Source organism: Pseudarthrobacter sp. BIM B-2242, from assembly GCF_014764445.1.
GTDB lineage: Bacteria > Actinomycetota > Actinomycetes > Actinomycetales > Micrococcaceae > Arthrobacter > Arthrobacter luteus_A.
Genome location: NZ_CP061721.1, coordinates 2,895,641 through 2,911,104, shown reverse-complemented (window position 1 = coordinate 2,911,104; position 15,464 = coordinate 2,895,641). Strand labels below are relative to the sequence as shown.

Sequence of the window (15,464 nt, the reverse complement as noted above, 5' to 3'; positions counted from 1 at the left end):
GCCGGCGAGTGCCGGCGCAGCCAGTTACTGCGCACGCCGTTGTTAGTGGCGGCCACGCCCTTGCTTCTCGGAGTCAACAACTTGGACCGTGGTGGCCAGGGTGCCATCTGCCAGGCTTCCCCAGGCGTACACGATCGTGTTTTTGCCGCCCTCAACCGTGAAGTCGGCCGGCCCGATGACCGGGGCGGTGGTCCCCGCTGCGGCGACGGAGGCCGAAACTGTTCCGGCCTTCAGCCTCAGGGTGGCCTCGTCAGGATTGCTGAGGTCCTCAATTACTGCCGTATCCCCGGCCAGGACGTCGACTGCCGGGGCTGCGGCTATGTGCCTGACCGTCAGCTTGCCTTTGTTGTCGTTGCGGGGAGCCCTGGTGTCGTTAGTGAAGAGTGTGGCTGTGGGAGCGCCATCAGCGTCGAGGTGGGCTGCCGCGGTGTAGTTCTTGCCCTCCTCGAGTTCAACGGTGACCGGTCCGATCGCCGGGTTGTCCGCGCTGGTGGCGTCCGAGGCGGTGATGGCGATCTCGTAGTCGCCGGCTTCAAGTTCCAGCGGACCGGCCAAGTCTCCGGGCTCGAAGTTATTGAGTGTGAGGTTGCCGTCCACCCAGACGTCCACGGTCAGGCCGGGCACACCGTGCAGGACCGAGAGCTTGGCCGGGTCATCGCCGTGGTGGTGCCAGCCGCCGGCCTGGGCTGGAGCAGCGAAGGCCAGTGCGGCGGCGAGCGACAGTGCTCCGGCGGCGTAGGTTGTTTTGCGCATTTCAAACTCCTCATAGGGACGCCCGGGGGACGGGCTGTGCTTGTGCTGACACCTGTACTACCGGCGGAGCGCCCCTTGTGGATGCACGTCATGAATTCTTTTTTGGCGGGAGTTTGTTGGCTCGCCAACCAGAAGATCACGCCGTCGTTTATGACAGGTATTTCAGCAGCAGGTCTGTGGTCTGGCGGCTGCATCGCGTGATCCGGGGGAGATGGTCCGCCGCAAGCCGGGGCAGCAGCCTCTCCGGTTCAGCGTGGCGGGTGTCGAGCCGGATGGAACGCTCCAACCCCGCCGCAAGCTCCGCCAGGCGTTCGGCCCCGACCATCTGGCTGGAGGTCTTGAGGCTGAGCACAGCATCCAGGGCGCCGCTCAGATCCCCGGTAGTCAGGGCAAGCCGGAGTTTCTGGAGCCGGGTTGGCAGGAGAGTGATGAAGTTGTGGATGAACACCTTCCACACTCCGCCATCGTCATCGAGCCCCTCCCGCAGTCTGTCCAAAACCGCGGGGTCCAGCAGTGGCAAGGCATTGCCGCCCATAATCCATCCCGAGAATCGTTTTCACCGTCAACGTCCCCCAGGACTTTTTATTGACGATACGAGGCAGGGCGGGTGAGCGCACGAGTAGCCGGTACTCGAATTTCCCGCAGCCGCGCGTCCAGCTCATTGCACAGCCGGAGGCGTGGCTGCCGGGCTTTGGCCGGCGTCCCGGCACAGTGCCGGGACGGGACAGCGGACATACCGGGCTGACAGTTACCGGAGCGGGTCGAAGGGGCGGATCGCCTCAGGGATGTGGCCGGTGGCGATCTGCTCGGCCAGCAGTTTGCCGGTGGCCGGACCAAGCACGATGCCCCACATTCCGTGACCGCCGGCAACGTAAACACCGGGGGAACGGGTGGCGCCGACAACCGGCAGCCCGTCGGGTGTGACGGGGCGAGCGCCCACCCAAATGTCCTCCAGGTTCTCCAGGTCCATGTTGGTGAACAGCGGCCGTACCGAAGCCAGGATGGCATCGATGCGTCCCGTCTGCAGCGGCTCGTCCGGGCCGCGGAACTCCATGGTCCCGGCAATCCGAAGCCGCCCCTGATATGGCGTGCACGCTACGCGGCGGGCCGGGAAATAAATGGGGAACTCGGCGGGCTGGTCGGTCGCGACGCTGAAGGAATAGCCACGTCCGGCCTGGATCCGGGTCTTCACTCCGAGCGGTTTGGCCAGCGCCGGAAGCCAGGCACCGGTGGCCAGCACCACGACGTCGGCGTTAACCGGTTCCTGTCCGTAACTCTCGACGGAAATCCCGTTCGGTCCGTGACGCAGTGATCGTACGTCCATCCCGCTCAGGATCTTTCCGCCCCGGGCCTGCACGGCATCTGCCAGCGCCTGAACGAATGGCCCGGGTTCGATGAAGCGCTGTTCGTCCATCTCGTAGACCGTTGAGACGCCGGCCGAGAGCTGGGGCACCTTGACTTGCGGGTTGTCCAGCCGTGTAAGGGGTACCCTCTGGCCGGCTTTCTCCACCTGCTGGATCTCGTGGATGAACGGCCCGCTTTCTTTTTCTCCCTCGAATCCGATGATGAAGGGTCCCTTGCGGGTCCATGCGTCCACGCCGCTGGAAGTCAGTTCATCGAACGCGTCCAGGGCCATCCGGTCGATCGGCGTCAGGGCTGCCATGGCCTTCCTCCAGGCCTTAGCAGTGGCATGGAGGCCGAAACGGGCCAGGAATGCCCACAGCTTCGGATCCAGTCGGGCCGGGATGTGCAGCGGGGCAGTGGCATCGAGCAGCGCCTTCGGGGCATAGGACCACAGTGTCGGATCCGCGAGCGGCATGGCCATGCCCGGCGTGAGCCAGCCGGCGTTTCCCCACGAAGCGCCGGCGCCGACGCCCGAGCGATCCAGGACTGTCACCTCGATGCCGCGTTCCTGCAGATGCCAGGCCGTAGCCAGGCCAACCATTCCAGCACCGACAACGACGGCGGTGCGCGGCGACTGTGCGCGTGAATACATTCGACTCTCCCTCACCATGACTTATGCCACCTGGCATTGGCACCAGTGTGAAGAATAATAAAAAGAAGCTCAATTGATTCGGCGATGATTCTAAGGAATGCTTGCTTTATGCCAATTGATTCAAATACTGGCGGAGTTTTGACTCGTGGTCCGAACAACGCTCGGCCGGCCGTGCTGGACGAAACGGACCACCTCATCGTCCAGATGCTGCAGGCCGACGCGCGGACGCCGAACAACGCCATTGCCGCGGCAGCCGGCATCGCCCCCTCCACATGCCACGGCCGCATCCGCTCCCTTCAGGAGCGGGGCGTCATCCGTGGCTTCCATGCGGACGTGGATCCGGCGGCGGTAGGGCGCGGACTTCAGGCCCTGATCGCCATCCGGCTGCAGGCCCACGCGCGGGCCAACCTCACCAGGTTCGAAAACTACCTGGCCGGACTCCCCGCGGTGGAGAGCATCTTCTTCGTCACCGGGGACCGGGACTTCCTCATCCATGTCGCCGTCGCGGATTCAGCCGTGCTCCGTGCACTGGTGGCCGACAACCTCAGCCTCAGGCCGGAAGTGGCCGGCACGAATACCACCGTGATCTTTGAATACTTGCGACGCGCCGACAGTTCCCTCACTGCTTGAGCGCCTGGAGTAGCTGGCCGCTGCACCACGTGCAGTGTCAGGATTGAAGCCCACGCGCAGGCCAAAGGAGGCCCGGACATGACCGACCTGACAGCAGCGGCAACCGAAACCGGCTACGCCCGGGTCAACGGGCTCCAGATGTACTACGAGCTGCACGGCGAGGGCGGTACCCCGCTGTTGCTCCTGCACGGCGGGCTCTTCGACATCGGGCAGCAGTTCGGCTCTCTCATCCCGAGCCTTTCGGAGGGTCGGCGGGTCATCGCCACGGACTTCCAAGGGCACGGACGCACCAACGACATCGATCGGCCGCTGGGAACCCACCACCTGGCGTCCGATGTCATTGGGCTTCTTGGGCACCTTGGTGTCGACAACGTGGACGTGTTCGGCTTCAGCGTCGGCGGTGCGGTCGCTCTGGACCTGGCGATCAACCACCCGGAACTCGTGCGGAAGCTCATCGTGTCGTCCGTGTCGTTCCGGCCGGAGGGGGAGCGCGGCGGAAATGCTGAAGCGGTGGCGGAGATGACGGTGGATATGATCGCGGGCACACCGATGGAAGAACGCTATCTCGCCGTGTCGCCGCACCCCGATCGCGGGCACCTGCAGGGCCTGCTCGACAAACTCGCCCGCTACGGGGCGGGTGAAAGCGGATGGAGCGACGACGAGATCCGCGGGATCGCCGCACCGACGCTCATCACCGTGGGTGACTGTGACATGGTCAGGCTCGACCACGCAGTAAAGTTTCTCCAACTGCGCGGCGGAGACGTGAACGGCGACTTCGAGGGTGTGCCCGCATCGCAACTGGCAGTTTTCCCGGGCACAACGCACTTCTTCGGGCTTGCGCGGACCGGCCTCGTACGCGACGTCGTCATCACGTTCCTGGATGCGCCCCCGCCCACCGGCTGGGCCGATCGGTGAGGCGCGACCGGTCCGGAGTTCCGCCGCCCGGAAGCAAGCCTTGTGGTCTCAGTAAAGAATTCAGCCGGAGTTTATCCATCGGATGGAATTTTGGCGGTGCCGCAGCATAGGATAGGCCCGTCTCATACATCAAATTAACTGGGGGAACCTTGAGCTATCCGCAATACCCGCAACAGCAGACGCCGCCGCAGACCATGCCGGCCGGCGAGCCGCCTCTCTGGGCACCGCACTACGGTGCATCGTTCCCGGTAGCCGCCAAGCGCTTCTTCACGAAGTACGCTACGTTCTCAGGCCGGGCAAGCAGGAGCGAATACTGGTGGTGGACCCTGGCCGCAGTCGCCGTCAGCATCGTCCTGAACATCATCATCGGATTGGGCACAACCACTTCGAGCCTCAGCAGCACCCCGGACTTCGGCCCGGCTGCCATCTTCGGATACGTACTGCTGGGAATCTGGGGCCTGGCCACGTTGGTTCCCTCACTGGCGCTGTCAGTGCGCAGGCTGCACGACGGAAACTTCAGTGGCTGGCTGCTCCTGCTTCTGCTGATCCCCTTCCTGGGTGCGATTGCTGTCCTGGTTTTCATGATTCTGCCGTCCAACCCGGCCGGACAGCGGTTCGACCGGCCCGCCGGCTACTAAGAGCACTTCCGGTCCAGCCATAGCTGGCACCACTAAGCAACGCCAGAGGGCCCGTCATATGACGGGCCCTTTGTGCTGCGCCCTGAGGGCCGATTGCGGGAACGTGCGGTCGGGCCAAGGCGGGCACCGGTTTCATGAGAGAGTGGATGCGGCCGAATCGCTGGCCTGCCGCCACTACCAAGACTGGATTGGACAGCACCGATGAGTTTGATCCGGCTGAATGACGTCAACGTCAGCTTCGACAACACCCAGGTACTCCGCGAAGCCTTCTTCAAACTTGAGGCCGGAGACAGGGTGGGGCTGATCGGGAAGAACGGATCCGGCAAGTCCACCATCCTCAAGCTGATCCAGGGCCAGATTGCCCCCGATGCCGGAACAGTCGCCGTCGAGCTCGGAACCAGGACAGCCTACTTTTCCCAGTTCTCGGAGCTCAACGGCGAATCCACCATCCTGGAGGTCCTGGACGGACTGTTCGCCCACGTCAAGCAGATCGAAGCCGAGCTGGCCCATATAGATGAAACCATCGCCGCTGACTCCTCCGACGCCGCCCGCCTGGATGAGCTGATCCACCGCCAGTCAGAGCTCTTTGAGGCCATGGACCGGCTCGATGGCTGGGACTACGCACGCAGCATCGACAAAGTCCTGACTACCCTGGGATTCAGCGACCATCACCGCACCTGCGCCATCGACGAACTGTCCGGCGGCTGGCGCAACCGGGCCGCCCTGGCAAAGATCCTGCTCGAAGCCCCGGACGTGCTGCTGCTGGATGAACCCACGAACTACCTGGACGTGGCCGGCGTCGAATGGCTGGAAGGCTGGTTCCGGACGTTTAAGGGTGCCGCGATCATCGTCTCGCATGACCGGAAGTTCCTGGACTCCGTTGTCACCCGGATCATCGAGGTGGAGAACTTCCACCTGCATGAGTACCCGGGGAATTTTGCCGAGTACGTGGTGGCCAAGCAGTTCCGGCTCAAGAGCCTTGAGAGCCAGTTTGTGCATGAGTCCGAACTGCTTGCCTTCGAGGCAGAGGGCATTTCCGACCGCCGCGAGGCAGCCAAGGCAGCCGGCAAGGGACTGGCAAACCAGCTTGCCAGGATCAAGAAGAGCAGGACGCCCCGGCCCGTTGACCAGATCATCACGGAGATCTATGGAGGCCTCTACGTCAAAGACGTCCTGTGCCGCGTGGAATCACTGAGTAAGGCCTACGGCGGCAGGACACTGTTCAGCGGCCTCAGTTTCGAAATCGGGCGGGGCCACAGGATCGCCGTCATCGGGGCCAACGGCAGCGGCAAGACCACACTGCTCCGCGCGCTGACGGGCGAGGAACCGGCAGACTCGGGCACCGTGGCATGGGCCAAAGGTGCGGGAATGGTCTCCTACAACCAGGTCCTGGCCGAACTGGACGACGCCGATACCGTCACCCATGCGGTCAACGCGATGCCGGACAGCCTGGCCCTGACGGCGACGAAAAAGTCCGTCAACAGGTTCCTGGCGATGTTCCAGTTCTCCGAAGCAGACCTCAAGCAGCGGATCGGCAACCTTTCGGGTGGCCAGCGTGCCCGGGTGGCCATGGCCCAGTGCCTGCTCTCGGGCGCCTCCGTACTCCTGCTTGATGAGCCCACCAACCACCTCGACCTCTCCAGCACCCAGGTTATGGAGCGCGCACTGCTGCATTTCCCGGGCGCGGTGGTGGTGGTCAGTCACGACCGCTTCTTCACGGACAAGATTGCCAACCGCCGGCTTGTTTTCAGTGCTGCCGAGTCGGGCCACGGCGCCGTCGCCCTGCAGGCCAGCTGACTCCTGGAGTCCAGCCGGGTCAGAGCCAGCCCTTCTTCTTGAAGATGATGTACATCAGGGCGGCGGTACCTGCCATCAGGCCGATGGCGAAGGGGTAGCCGGCAGTCCAGTGGAGTTCGGGCATGTGTTCGAAATTCATGCCGTATATCCCCGCCACAATGGACGGCGCGAAGAAGATCGCCGCCCAGGACGAGATCTTCTTGACCTGTTCGTTCTGTTCAGCGCCGGCCTCGTTCTGGCGGTTGGCAGTCAGCGTCCCGTCCAGTGTGAGGGCGTTCTGCAGCAGGTCGCGGAAGGAGTCGGCACGGGAAATGACCCGGGCCACGTGGTCCTCCACGTCCCGCAGGCTGTGTTGCAGCTCGGAATTCACCCCATACTTTTCGAAGCCGCGCTTAAGTTGGTGCATCATCTCCGGCAGGGGATGGATGGCGCGCTGGAACTGGATGACTTCACGCGCCAGTTCATAGATCCGGCGTGAGACTGTGCTGTCGCCGCTGAACAGTTGGTCTTCAATCTCGTCGATATCGTTTTCCAGCCCGGCAACAACCGGCGCGTAGTCATCCACCACCATGTCCAGCAGGGCATACAGGACGGCTTCGGGACCGTGCCGGAGCAGGTCCGGGCGGTCTTCCAGACGGCGCCGCACCCGGGCCACCCCTGCCGTTTCGGCATGGCGGATGGTGACGACATAGTTCTTGCCGGTGAAGATGTGCAGCTCCCCGAACTCCACGGTTTCGGTCGCATCCAAGTACCGGGCCGGACGGAGAACGGTGAACAGGTGGTCCGGATAGCGCTCCAGCTTGGGGCGCTGGTGCGCTGAAATGGCGTCCTCCACCGCGAGGTCATGCAGTCCGAATTCGGCGGCGACCGCTGCCATCTCCGTCGCCGTGGGCCTGTACAGCCCGATCCATGCCATCCCGCCATGGTGGGCGAGCACCTCGAAGGTCTGTTCGAGATTCTCCGGTTCAGCACTGCGGACGCCATCCACGTATACGGCGTTATCGATGATGGTCACGTCAGGACATGGCTCCGATAATGGCACCGGCCACCGTCATGGCGAGCACGTCGTGCCCGGAATCAATAAACGTAACGGCCGCTGGCCTTCCGGCGAACCCGTTGTGGATGACATGGCCGCCGGCGCGGAACACCAGTGCCAGCACCAGGGCGAAAAGGCCGCCTGCCACGGCAGTGTCCAGTCCGAGCTTGCTGATCAGCACAGCAAGCAGGACTGCGGTCAGCGCGGCGGCCACCATCATGGGAACCCAGATTCCCGGGCCGCCCTCGATGTTCTTGAGGTCCTCTTCAGTCTTGCCAATGGCTGCCATCCACCGATTACCCAGGACTGCAGGCATGTACCAGACAAAGCCGATGAGCATGGTCGAAACGAAGGCTAAAAGTACGGCGAGCCAGTTGATCTGTGAAATGTGTGAGAGCCAATCCATCCTCGAATCCTAGCCTTTGCCCGGTAAAGCCTGAGCGAGGCGGCTGATGAGCGGCTCGGTCCGGTAGGGAATGTGCGTGTGGAGCGCCAGCACCGTCTCGGTCCGGATAACACCCTTGATGCGGAGGATCTGGCGGAGCGCGGACTGCAGGTTATGCGTGTCGGTGGCCACCACCCGGCACCAGACGTCGCCCCTGCCGGAAATCTCGTGAACCTCCAAAACCTGCGGCAGCAGGCGGAGGGCCGCCACCACTCCGTCCAGCTCCCGGTGGGTCACCTCGATGGTGACGAACGCGACGACGTCGTAGCCCACCGCCGCGAGGTCCACCTCGCGTCCGCCGCTGTGGAGTACGCCGGCGCGGAGCAGGCGCCTGACGCGCGACTGCGCTGTGTTGCGGGCTATGCCCAGCGCCTCGGCGATTTCACCGATCTGGAGGCGGGGATCGCGGATGAGTTCCAGCAGGATCTTCAGATCAGTGGGGTCCAGACTATTCAAATTGTTGCTTTCGGCTAGCAGCGCTCTAACTTCTTGACTGTTTTGCTCAATTCTTTCATAAGGAACAGCTTTATCCAGCAGGATTGGCCCAGAATTTGGTTATCCCTATTTACCCTCGGAGCGGCGTCCCACAAGGAGTTTCCCGTTCCGGCAGATGCCAAGGCAGAGCGAATGACAGTTTTCAGTGAACTCCGCATGCGCCCGGTTACCGCCGGTCGCCGGGGCTGGAACGCATCCACCACCGCACGGCTGGTGATGGCCGGCGCCGTCATCTCCCTGCTGCTGGTGGGTGCAAACCTGGCCACACCCCTCTATCCGCTGCTCCAGGCAAACCTGGGACTCTCACCGCTCGGGGTTACGGCGGCGTTTGCCAGCTATGTCCTGGCACTGGTGGCCACGCTGATGCTGGCCGGCCACTGGTCGGATCATATCGGCAGGCGGGCCGCCCTTATCCTGGCCGTCCTCGCAGGCCTGGCAGGAGGCTGGGTGTTCTCACAGGCGGAGACCCTCCTGGCGCTGTCGGCCGGCCGGGCGATGCAGGGTGTAGCAGTTGCCCTGGCCACCGGCGCCAGTGCTGCCGCCTTGCGGGAGCTGCTGCCGTCCCGCCCGGAATGGGCGTCCCGTTTTACGCTGCTGGCGACGGCAGGCGGCGTGGCGGCAGGCCCCGTCATCGGCGGCCTGCTTTCCCTGCTGCCGGGACCCACCACCGCGCCGTACTACGTTCACTCGGTGGTGCTGGCCGGAATGCTTGTGCCGCTGTTCCTGTTGAACGCCCGGCCTGCCATCAGGCCACCTGCCGGACCGCGGCCCATCCTGGTCCTGGCTCCACGCCGGCCATCGGTGTCCACTGAGGCCCGGGGCGCGTTCTGGCTTGCAGCCGGTGTCGGCTTCCTGAGCTTTTCCGTATTTGGTTTCTGCCTGTCGCTGGCACCCGGCTACTTTGCCCAGATCGTGGATACGGGCTCGCGTCCGGTGATCGGCGCCCTGGCAGGGATGACGCTCGGGGCTTCGGCGCTGAGCCAGCTGATGGCGGTGCGGGGCCGCTTCGTGGTTCCGGCCGGTCTGGCGGTCCTGGGGATCTCCGTCCTGCTGCTGGCGGCAGCAGCGTCGTGGCGCAGCCTGCCGCTGCTGGTGGCGGCCAGCGTCTGTGCCGGCCTGGGGCAGGGCGTCGCCTTTCGCACCGTTTTCAACGACGTGGCGGCCAAGGTGGAGGTTTCGCACCATGCGCAGGTCATCAGCACGGTCTACGTCATCACGTACCTGGGCAGCGCGGTACCGGTCATCGGGCTGGGATGGGCAACCTCAGCGTTCGGGCTGCAGGCAGCGGTGTTGGCCTTTGTCCTGGTGTGCTGTGCAGCGGCGCTGACGCTCGCCGCCCTCACCTTCAGGACCGCCCGGCGCCAGCGGACTGCCTAGCGGAGTTGTGCCCGGCTGTGGCTGCCTACTCCGGCAGCGGGCCGTGGTTGCCCTGGATGTGCTCGAAGACGAGGGTGGTTTCGGTGTGGCCCACCACGGGGTCGGTGGCGAGGTTGTCGAGCACCCAGTCCCTCAGGTCCTCGGTGCTTCCGACGGCGATATGCAGCAGGTAGTCCACGGAACCTGATGTGTGGAACGTGGAGAGAACCGCTGGCAGGTGCGGCACGCGTGCGGTAAAACGATCGATCTGGTCCCGGTCGTGGGCCCGGAGCCGGACAGCCACGAGGGCCTGGACCGACCTGCCGATTGCCGAGAGGCTGAGCTTGGCTTCAAAGCCCTGCACGATGCCGCGCTCGGACAGGGCGCGGGTCCGCATCAGCGCGGTGGACGGGGCGATGCCCACCAGTTCAGCGAGCTGTTTGTTAGAGATCCTGGCATCGTCCACCAAGGCGGCCAGAAGCCGCTCATCAATGGCGTCCAGCGGTTCGAAGTGGCTGCCCGGCCGGATGTTTTTGGGGTTGGTGCTCATGGGATCTCCTCAAGTGTCCTTGAGTTCATCCTAGACGCCTGATTACGTCCCATCACCTCCGCTCGAGCCGTTTGGCCGAATAATCGCCACGGGCAGGGCCGTTTTCCTGGCGGATTGTTCTGCGAGTGAGCATTTCGTGAACAGCCGCGGCTCTGCGCCGGAGTCCGTCAGAGCGGGGCGGGCGTCTCACTTTTCCTGGGGGGATGTACGACGGCGACTGTCACCGCCGTGATGCCTGCCAGGACCACGATGGCCAAGCCGAGTGCCGTCCAGCCCCAGGCCTGGAAAACAAGGCCGCCGGCCCAGCCGATGACACTTGAGCCCAGATAGTACGCAAGGTTGTACAGGGATGCCGCCTGGGCGCGGCCGGTTGTGGCAATGCTGCCGGTCCACCCTGACCCGATGCTGTGGGCGGCAAAGAACCCGCCGGTGAAGATCACCAGGCCTGCCAGGATCAGGGCGAGCAACTGCGTGAGCGTCAGGGCCAGACCCGCCGCCATCAGGACGAGGCCCGCCAGCAGGACGGTCCGCCGGCCAAAGCGTGCCGTCAGCCCGCCCGCCCACCGCGAGGTAAGGGTTCCGGACAGGTAGGCGAGAAAGATGAGGCTGATCAGGGTTGCCGGCAGCAGAAAGGGTTCGGCGGACAGGCGGAAGCCCAGGTAGTTATAGACGGCCACAAAGCCGCCCATCATCAGGAATGCCTGGACGTAGAGGGCCAAGAGCCGGGGGTTGCGCAGGTGGCCGCCGAGCGTGGCGAAGGCGCCGCGGAGCCCGGCAGCTTTCGTGGCGGTGAACCCTCTGGCCTTGGGAATCAGGATCAGGAAAAGGACGGCAGATACCGTTGCCAGCAAGGACACTGCCAGGGCGGCAGTCCGCCAGCCCCACAGCTCACCTGCCGGGCCTGCCACGAGCCTGCCGGCCAATCCGCCCAGGGTGGTGCCGGCAACGTAGCTGCCGGCCGCCATGGCAGCATGCGCGCGGTTCACTTCCTCGTTCAGGTAGGCGATGGCGATCGCCGGGATTCCGCCCAGGGCCATTCCCTCCAGCAGCCGGAGGGCGAGCAGCATGCCGAAACTGGGGGCCAGCGGGACCACGAGTCCCAGAACTGTTGCTGCCGATATGCCCCAGGTCATGGCTTTGACCCGGCCTATCCTGTCCGCGAGGAAGGACCAGGGAATGACGGTGACTGCCAGGCCTACTGTGGCGAGCGAGATGGTCAGCGCTGCCTCTGCCGCCGTGATGTGGAGATCGGTGGCAATGAGTGGCAGGACCGCCTGGGTGGAGTACAACTGGGCGAACGTCGCTACCCCCGCGAAGGCCAGCCCGGCCAGGATCTTGCCGTAGGCGGCGGAGCCTTTGGGGTGGCCTTCCCAGCTATTCCGGTGGACCGCGGTGGAACCGGGCGCGGCGGCATTATGTGGCATACCTCAAGGGTAGGCAGTTACAACCCATGCTTCCAATGCATACTTTAGGTAGAATTGATAGCAGATACGGAACGTTTGCATTGAGCGCCGGAAGGGTGGACGCATGCTCACCGATCATCAGCAGTTGGCCAGGCTCCTGCCGTTGCTGCCCATCCTTGCCGAGCTGGGCCGCACGCAGCACGTCACGGAAACGGCCGAACTGCTCGGAGTACCCCAGTCCACGGTGAGCCGGGCGCTGTCCAGGGCAAGCGCCGTCGTCGGAACTGAATTGCTCATCCGGGACGGACGGGGCGTGCGCCTTACTGCAGCCGCCCGGACCCTGCTGCCTTACATCGACTCGGCCCTGACGGAATTCCAGGCCGGGCTGGACCTCGTCCGGCACGAATCGGACGTCGTGCGGGGGAAGGTCTCCGTGTCCTTTCAGCACACCTTCGGCGAGGCCACCCTGCCGCTGCTCATCAGCGCGTTCCGCAGCCGCCATCCGGAAGCGGGCTTCACCCTCCGGCAGGGGTCCCGGGATGCCTGCCTCGCGGAACTTGCGTCGGGACAGTCGGACCTTGTGCTGACGGCCCCTGTGCCTGCGGCCAGCGGCACCATAGCCTCCGCGGCACTGTACCGGGAGCCGCTCCGCCTGGTGGTGCACCATGGCCACCCCCTGGCAGGCCGGAAAAAGGCGGGGCTCCAGGACATCCGCCGGGATCCCTTCGTGGCGCTGGAGCCGGGGTACGGCATGCGTTCGCTGACCGACGCGCTGTTCCGTGAAGCCGGATTCCGCCCCAGGATCGCTTTCGAAAGCCAGGACACCCACACCGCCCGCGGCCTTGTTTCCGCGGGGCTTGGCGTCAGCATCCTGCCACCCGGCGGCAACGGGCCGGGGCGTCATGTCAGCCCCGAGACGGGAAATCTTGGCTGGGTTGAGGTTGCCTTGGAATCGGGCCTGGCGTATCGCGAAATCGGGCTCGGGTGGCGCCGCCGGAAGCCAGGTCCGGATGCGGAACCTGATCCCGTGAGGCATTTCCGGGAGCTGGTCCTGCAGGAAGGGCCCGGGCTGCTGGCAGGCCTGGTGGCAGCGCGCTCGCAGGTTGCCGGGCGCGTGGGACACGGCGACGGCCTTTCAGTAGGCTGAGGACGTGACTGATACCGAGCACTCCCAGGCCTCATCTTCCGGAATCCAGCCCGACGACGGCGGCGGGACCAAACCAGTTTCCCCCTCCGTGGCGGGCATCATCATCGGCCTGGACATCGGCGGCACCAAGACGCGCGGCGTCCGGTTCGAGGATGGCGTGGCCGTGGCGGACCAGTCAGCCGGCAGCGCCAACGTCCAGAACGTAACCCCCGAGCAAGCGGCGTTGAACCTCGCCGACCTGTTCGCCCGGATCGGCGGCGGCAGCGTGTCGCAGGTGTATGCGGGAGCGGGGGGCATCGATACCGACGACGACGCTGCCGCCCTCGCTGCGCTGATCGAGCCTCATGTGCCGGGCGCAAAAGTCACGGTGGTCCATGATTCGAGGCTGCTGCTCGCGGCCGGCGGCGCCAGCACCGGTGTTGCCGTGATTGCCGGGACGGGTTCTGCGGCCTGGGGCCGGAATGGTGCAGGGGAGGAGGCCCGGGCCGGAGGCTGGGGCTACCTGCTCGGTGATGAGGGGAGCGGATACTGGCTGGGCCGTGAGGCGGTCAGGCACAGCCTGCGCCGTATGAACCAGGGGCTCCCGGTCGATCAGCTCACGGCCGCGCTGCTTGCAGCCTGCGGAGTTGACCACCCCAACAGGCTGATCGCACTCTTCCACTCCCCGGAGACCGGCCGCCGGTTCTGGGCCCAGCAGGCCCGCCTGGTGGTGGATGCAGCCGCTGCAGGGCACGAAGCCAGCCAGGTGCTGCTCGACCAGGCCGGCAAGGATCTCGCGGATCTCGCCTCGCAGGCACTCCGGAAACTGGGAATCGAGGGCCCGGTCATCCTGGGCAGCGGGCTGGGCATGAATGTGGTCCCGCTTCAGGATGCCTTCCGGAAGTACCTCGCGGCTGCCGGCATCACCGACGTCAGCGTCCTCGACAGGGATCCGGTGTTTGGCGTCCTGCAACTGGTCAAGGATCCGTCCGGTTCGTGAAGGGCCTGTCCGGTTCCTAAGGTGCCTGTCCGGTTCCTAAGGTGCCTGTCCGGTTCTGCGGTCCTGTCAGGGACCGGGTGACCGCCGCCTCGGGGCGAGCCTGACTGCCGGCATCGGGGGAGCCGGGATACGGCCCGCTTCGGCGCCTGCATCAGGTCCGTGTCCTTCGACAAGCCCGTAGCGGGCCCCCCGGGCCTCATCGTCGGCCAGCGCCGCCTGCGCTTCCCAATCCTCGCGGGCCTGCTCCACCTCATCATGGGTGCGGCCCACGAAGTTCCACCACATCAGCAGCTCCTCCTGGAACGGCTCGCCGCCGATGAGGAGGAACCGTGTGCCCGGCAGGGCGTCCAGGACGAGCGCCGACCGTCCCGCGCCCAGGTAGCCCAGCGGACCTGGCGGAACGTCCTGCCCGTCCAGCGTCAGCCCGCCGTCGAGCACCAGGACGGCATGTTCGAAGTCCGCGTCCAGGGGCAGGTCCACCCGGCCCTCGCAGGAAACCTCGGCCCCCACGATAGGGGAATACATGGTGGCCGGTGATACGGCACCCGCGAATTCGCCCACCATCACGGTGGCAGTGAAGCCCGGCCCTGTTGCCGTCGGCAGATCCCGGTGCTGCTCGAACGCGGGCTCCCGGTGGCGTTCACCGTCAGGCAGCGCAACCCAGAGCTGAAGTCCCCTCTGCAGCGGCAGCAGCCCGCCGTCGTCGGGATCCGGCAGGACCGCAAACTCGGAGTGCGAAACGCCGCGCCCGGCGGTCATGATGTTCAGTTCCCCGGGCCGGACCACCACGTCGCTGCCCACGCTGTCCCGGTGCCGGATGGTCCCCGCGAGCGGCCAGGTGACCGTCTGCAGTCCGGTGTGCGGGTGGGGGAGTACTGACATGGCGGTGCGGTCCGGTCCGAAACTGTCCAGGAAGCACCACGCACCGATAGTGGGCAGGCCGCGCTGCGGGAGGGTGCGCTGGACATTCATGGCCCGTACACCGCCCAGCGGAACTTCACGCTGGGGCCACAGCTGAAGGCAAGGGCCTGACGTCCCGTCAGCTGCGGCGGGCGGACATAGTTCCTCTGCTGGTGCCACTTCCAAGTTCGTCACCCTCCCACTCTAGGACCGGTTCGGGTGAGGTGTCAGCGCCGGAGCCGCGCCAGCCCATGCAGGTCGGCGCCGGGACCCATCCCGGGAGGGCCCGGCCACGAATGGTTACAGTAGGGATTCGCTTGCCCGGAATGGCGGCCGATTCTGGTTACGCTGGGAACTGATTGCGCTACGGTAATTATCAGCGAGCTTACGACCCCCCATCTCCACCGTCCGATGCCGTCCAACA

General features: G+C 65.3%; 16 protein-coding genes. 7 read left to right on the top strand and 9 right to left on the bottom strand.

Annotation, left to right across the window (positions count from 1 at the left end; genetic code table 11):
- Positions 1 to 42 precede the first annotated feature (42 nt).
- The 3 genes from IDT60_RS13345 to IDT60_RS13335 all read right to left on the bottom strand — a co-directional run bounded on the left by IDT60_RS13345 (position 43) and on the right by IDT60_RS13335 (position 2,749).
- Positions 43 to 753 carry a DUF4397 domain-containing protein gene (locus tag IDT60_RS13345; RefSeq protein ID WP_191079411.1) on the bottom strand — a complete coding sequence of 237 codons (711 nt, stop codon included), beginning with the start codon at positions 751 to 753 and terminating at the stop codon, positions 43 to 45.
- A 148-nt stretch (positions 754 to 901) separates the two neighbouring features.
- The gene (locus IDT60_RS13340) at positions 902 to 1,288 is read right to left on the bottom strand and encodes an Hpt domain-containing protein (RefSeq protein ID WP_191079410.1); all 387 of its coding nucleotides are present in this window, start codon (positions 1,286 to 1,288) and stop codon (positions 902 to 904) included.
- A gap of 213 nt (positions 1,289 to 1,501) precedes the next feature.
- Positions 1,502 to 2,749 carry an FAD-binding oxidoreductase gene (locus tag IDT60_RS13335; protein WP_191079409.1) on the bottom strand — a complete coding sequence of 416 codons (1,248 nt, stop codon included), beginning with the start codon at positions 2,747 to 2,749 and terminating at the stop codon, positions 1,502 to 1,504.
- Between the two features lie 171 nt (positions 2,750 to 2,920).
- On the opposite strand from IDT60_RS13335, the gene IDT60_RS13330 reads away from it, so the two are divergent.
- The 4 genes from IDT60_RS13330 to IDT60_RS13315 all read left to right on the top strand — a co-directional run bounded on the left by IDT60_RS13330 (position 2,921) and on the right by IDT60_RS13315 (position 6,729).
- Positions 2,921 to 3,379, top strand: coding sequence for an Lrp/AsnC family transcriptional regulator (locus IDT60_RS13330; RefSeq protein WP_223883719.1), 459 nt, complete (start codon positions 2,921 to 2,923; stop codon positions 3,377 to 3,379).
- A gap of 78 nt (positions 3,380 to 3,457) precedes the next feature.
- Positions 3,458 to 4,294 (top strand): alpha/beta fold hydrolase, encoded by an 837-nt coding sequence (locus IDT60_RS13325; RefSeq protein ID WP_191079407.1) that lies wholly within the window; start codon positions 3,458 to 3,460, stop codon positions 4,292 to 4,294.
- 149 nt (positions 4,295 to 4,443) lie between these two features.
- Positions 4,444 to 4,932, top strand: coding sequence for a DUF805 domain-containing protein (locus IDT60_RS13320; protein WP_191079406.1), 489 nt, complete (start codon positions 4,444 to 4,446; stop codon positions 4,930 to 4,932).
- Between the two features lie 201 nt (positions 4,933 to 5,133).
- Positions 5,134 to 6,729 (top strand): ABC-F family ATP-binding cassette domain-containing protein, encoded by a 1,596-nt coding sequence (locus IDT60_RS13315; protein ID WP_191079405.1) that lies wholly within the window; start codon positions 5,134 to 5,136, stop codon positions 6,727 to 6,729.
- Positions 6,730 to 6,748: 19 nt separating this feature from the next.
- On the opposite strand, the gene corA is transcribed toward IDT60_RS13315, so the two are convergent.
- From corA to IDT60_RS13300, 3 genes are read right to left on the bottom strand one after another with little or no spacing between them, the layout of a single operon-like run.
- Positions 6,749 to 7,744, bottom strand: coding sequence for a magnesium/cobalt transporter CorA (gene corA, locus IDT60_RS13310; protein ID WP_164198718.1), 996 nt, complete (start codon positions 7,742 to 7,744; stop codon positions 6,749 to 6,751).
- A gap of 1 nt (position 7,745) precedes the next feature.
- Positions 7,746 to 8,171 (bottom strand): DUF1761 domain-containing protein, encoded by a 426-nt coding sequence (locus IDT60_RS13305; protein WP_191079404.1) that lies wholly within the window; start codon positions 8,169 to 8,171, stop codon positions 7,746 to 7,748.
- A gap of 9 nt (positions 8,172 to 8,180) precedes the next feature.
- Positions 8,181 to 8,666 carry an Lrp/AsnC family transcriptional regulator gene (locus tag IDT60_RS13300; RefSeq protein ID WP_191079403.1) on the bottom strand — a complete coding sequence of 162 codons (486 nt, stop codon included), beginning with the start codon at positions 8,664 to 8,666 and terminating at the stop codon, positions 8,181 to 8,183.
- Positions 8,667 to 8,837: 171 nt separating this feature from the next.
- Here IDT60_RS13300 and IDT60_RS13295 point away from each other — a divergent pair, with 171 nt between their 5' ends.
- Positions 8,838 to 10,082, top strand: coding sequence for an MFS transporter (locus tag IDT60_RS13295; RefSeq protein ID WP_191079402.1), 1,245 nt, complete (start codon positions 8,838 to 8,840; stop codon positions 10,080 to 10,082).
- A gap of 25 nt (positions 10,083 to 10,107) precedes the next feature.
- Here IDT60_RS13295 and IDT60_RS13290 read toward each other — a convergent pair whose 3' ends face one another.
- Together IDT60_RS13290 and IDT60_RS13285 are read right to left on the bottom strand one after the other, a co-directional pair.
- Positions 10,108 to 10,611, bottom strand: coding sequence for an Lrp/AsnC family transcriptional regulator (locus tag IDT60_RS13290; RefSeq protein ID WP_164198722.1), 504 nt, complete (start codon positions 10,609 to 10,611; stop codon positions 10,108 to 10,110).
- Positions 10,612 to 10,778: 167 nt separating this feature from the next.
- Positions 10,779 to 12,035 carry an MFS transporter gene (locus IDT60_RS13285; protein WP_191079401.1) on the bottom strand — a complete coding sequence of 419 codons (1,257 nt, stop codon included), beginning with the start codon at positions 12,033 to 12,035 and terminating at the stop codon, positions 10,779 to 10,781.
- Between the two features lie 103 nt (positions 12,036 to 12,138).
- On the opposite strand from IDT60_RS13285, the gene IDT60_RS13280 reads away from it, so the two are divergent.
- Both IDT60_RS13280 and IDT60_RS13275 read left to right on the top strand, forming a co-directional pair.
- Complete coding sequence (locus IDT60_RS13280) at positions 12,139 to 13,161, top strand: LysR substrate-binding domain-containing protein (protein WP_191079400.1); 1,023 nt, start codon at positions 12,139 to 12,141, stop codon at positions 13,159 to 13,161.
- A 4-nt stretch (positions 13,162 to 13,165) separates the two neighbouring features.
- Positions 13,166 to 14,140 carry an N-acetylglucosamine kinase gene (locus IDT60_RS13275; protein WP_191079399.1) on the top strand — a complete coding sequence of 325 codons (975 nt, stop codon included), beginning with the start codon at positions 13,166 to 13,168 and terminating at the stop codon, positions 14,138 to 14,140.
- Between the two features lie 66 nt (positions 14,141 to 14,206).
- Here the strand turns inward: IDT60_RS13275 and IDT60_RS13270 are convergent, their stop codons facing one another.
- Positions 14,207 to 15,235, bottom strand: a complete 1,029-nt coding sequence (locus IDT60_RS13270) for a pirin family protein (protein WP_191079398.1) — start codon at positions 15,233 to 15,235, stop codon at positions 14,207 to 14,209.
- Positions 15,236 to 15,464 lie beyond the last annotated feature (229 nt).

Excerpts from the sequence above, each read along its gene's own strand:
- IDT60_RS13345 (WP_191079411.1), bottom strand. The coding sequence starts at position 753 with ATGCGCAAAACAACCTACGCCGCCGGAGCACTGTCGCTCGCCGCCGCA.
- IDT60_RS13340 (WP_191079410.1), bottom strand. The coding sequence starts at position 1,288 with ATGGGCGGCAATGCCTTGCCACTGCTGGACCCCGCGGTTTTGGACAGA.
- IDT60_RS13335 (WP_191079409.1), bottom strand. The coding sequence starts at position 2,749 with ATGTATTCACGCGCACAGTCGCCGCGCACCGCCGTCGTTGTCGGTGCT.
- IDT60_RS13325 (WP_191079407.1), top strand. The coding sequence starts at position 3,458 with ATGACCGACCTGACAGCAGCGGCAACCGAAACCGGCTACGCCCGGGTC.
- IDT60_RS13315 (WP_191079405.1), top strand. The coding sequence starts at position 5,134 with ATGAGTTTGATCCGGCTGAATGACGTCAACGTCAGCTTCGACAACACC.
- IDT60_RS13305 (WP_191079404.1), bottom strand. The coding sequence starts at position 8,171 with ATGGATTGGCTCTCACACATTTCACAGATCAACTGGCTCGCCGTACTT.
- IDT60_RS13295 (WP_191079402.1), top strand. The coding sequence starts at position 8,838 with ATGACAGTTTTCAGTGAACTCCGCATGCGCCCGGTTACCGCCGGTCGC.
- IDT60_RS13290 (WP_164198722.1), bottom strand. The coding sequence starts at position 10,611 with ATGAGCACCAACCCCAAAAACATCCGGCCGGGCAGCCACTTCGAACCG.
- IDT60_RS13285 (WP_191079401.1), bottom strand. The coding sequence starts at position 12,035 with ATGCCACATAATGCCGCCGCGCCCGGTTCCACCGCGGTCCACCGGAAT.
- IDT60_RS13280 (WP_191079400.1), top strand. The coding sequence starts at position 12,139 with ATGCTCACCGATCATCAGCAGTTGGCCAGGCTCCTGCCGTTGCTGCCC.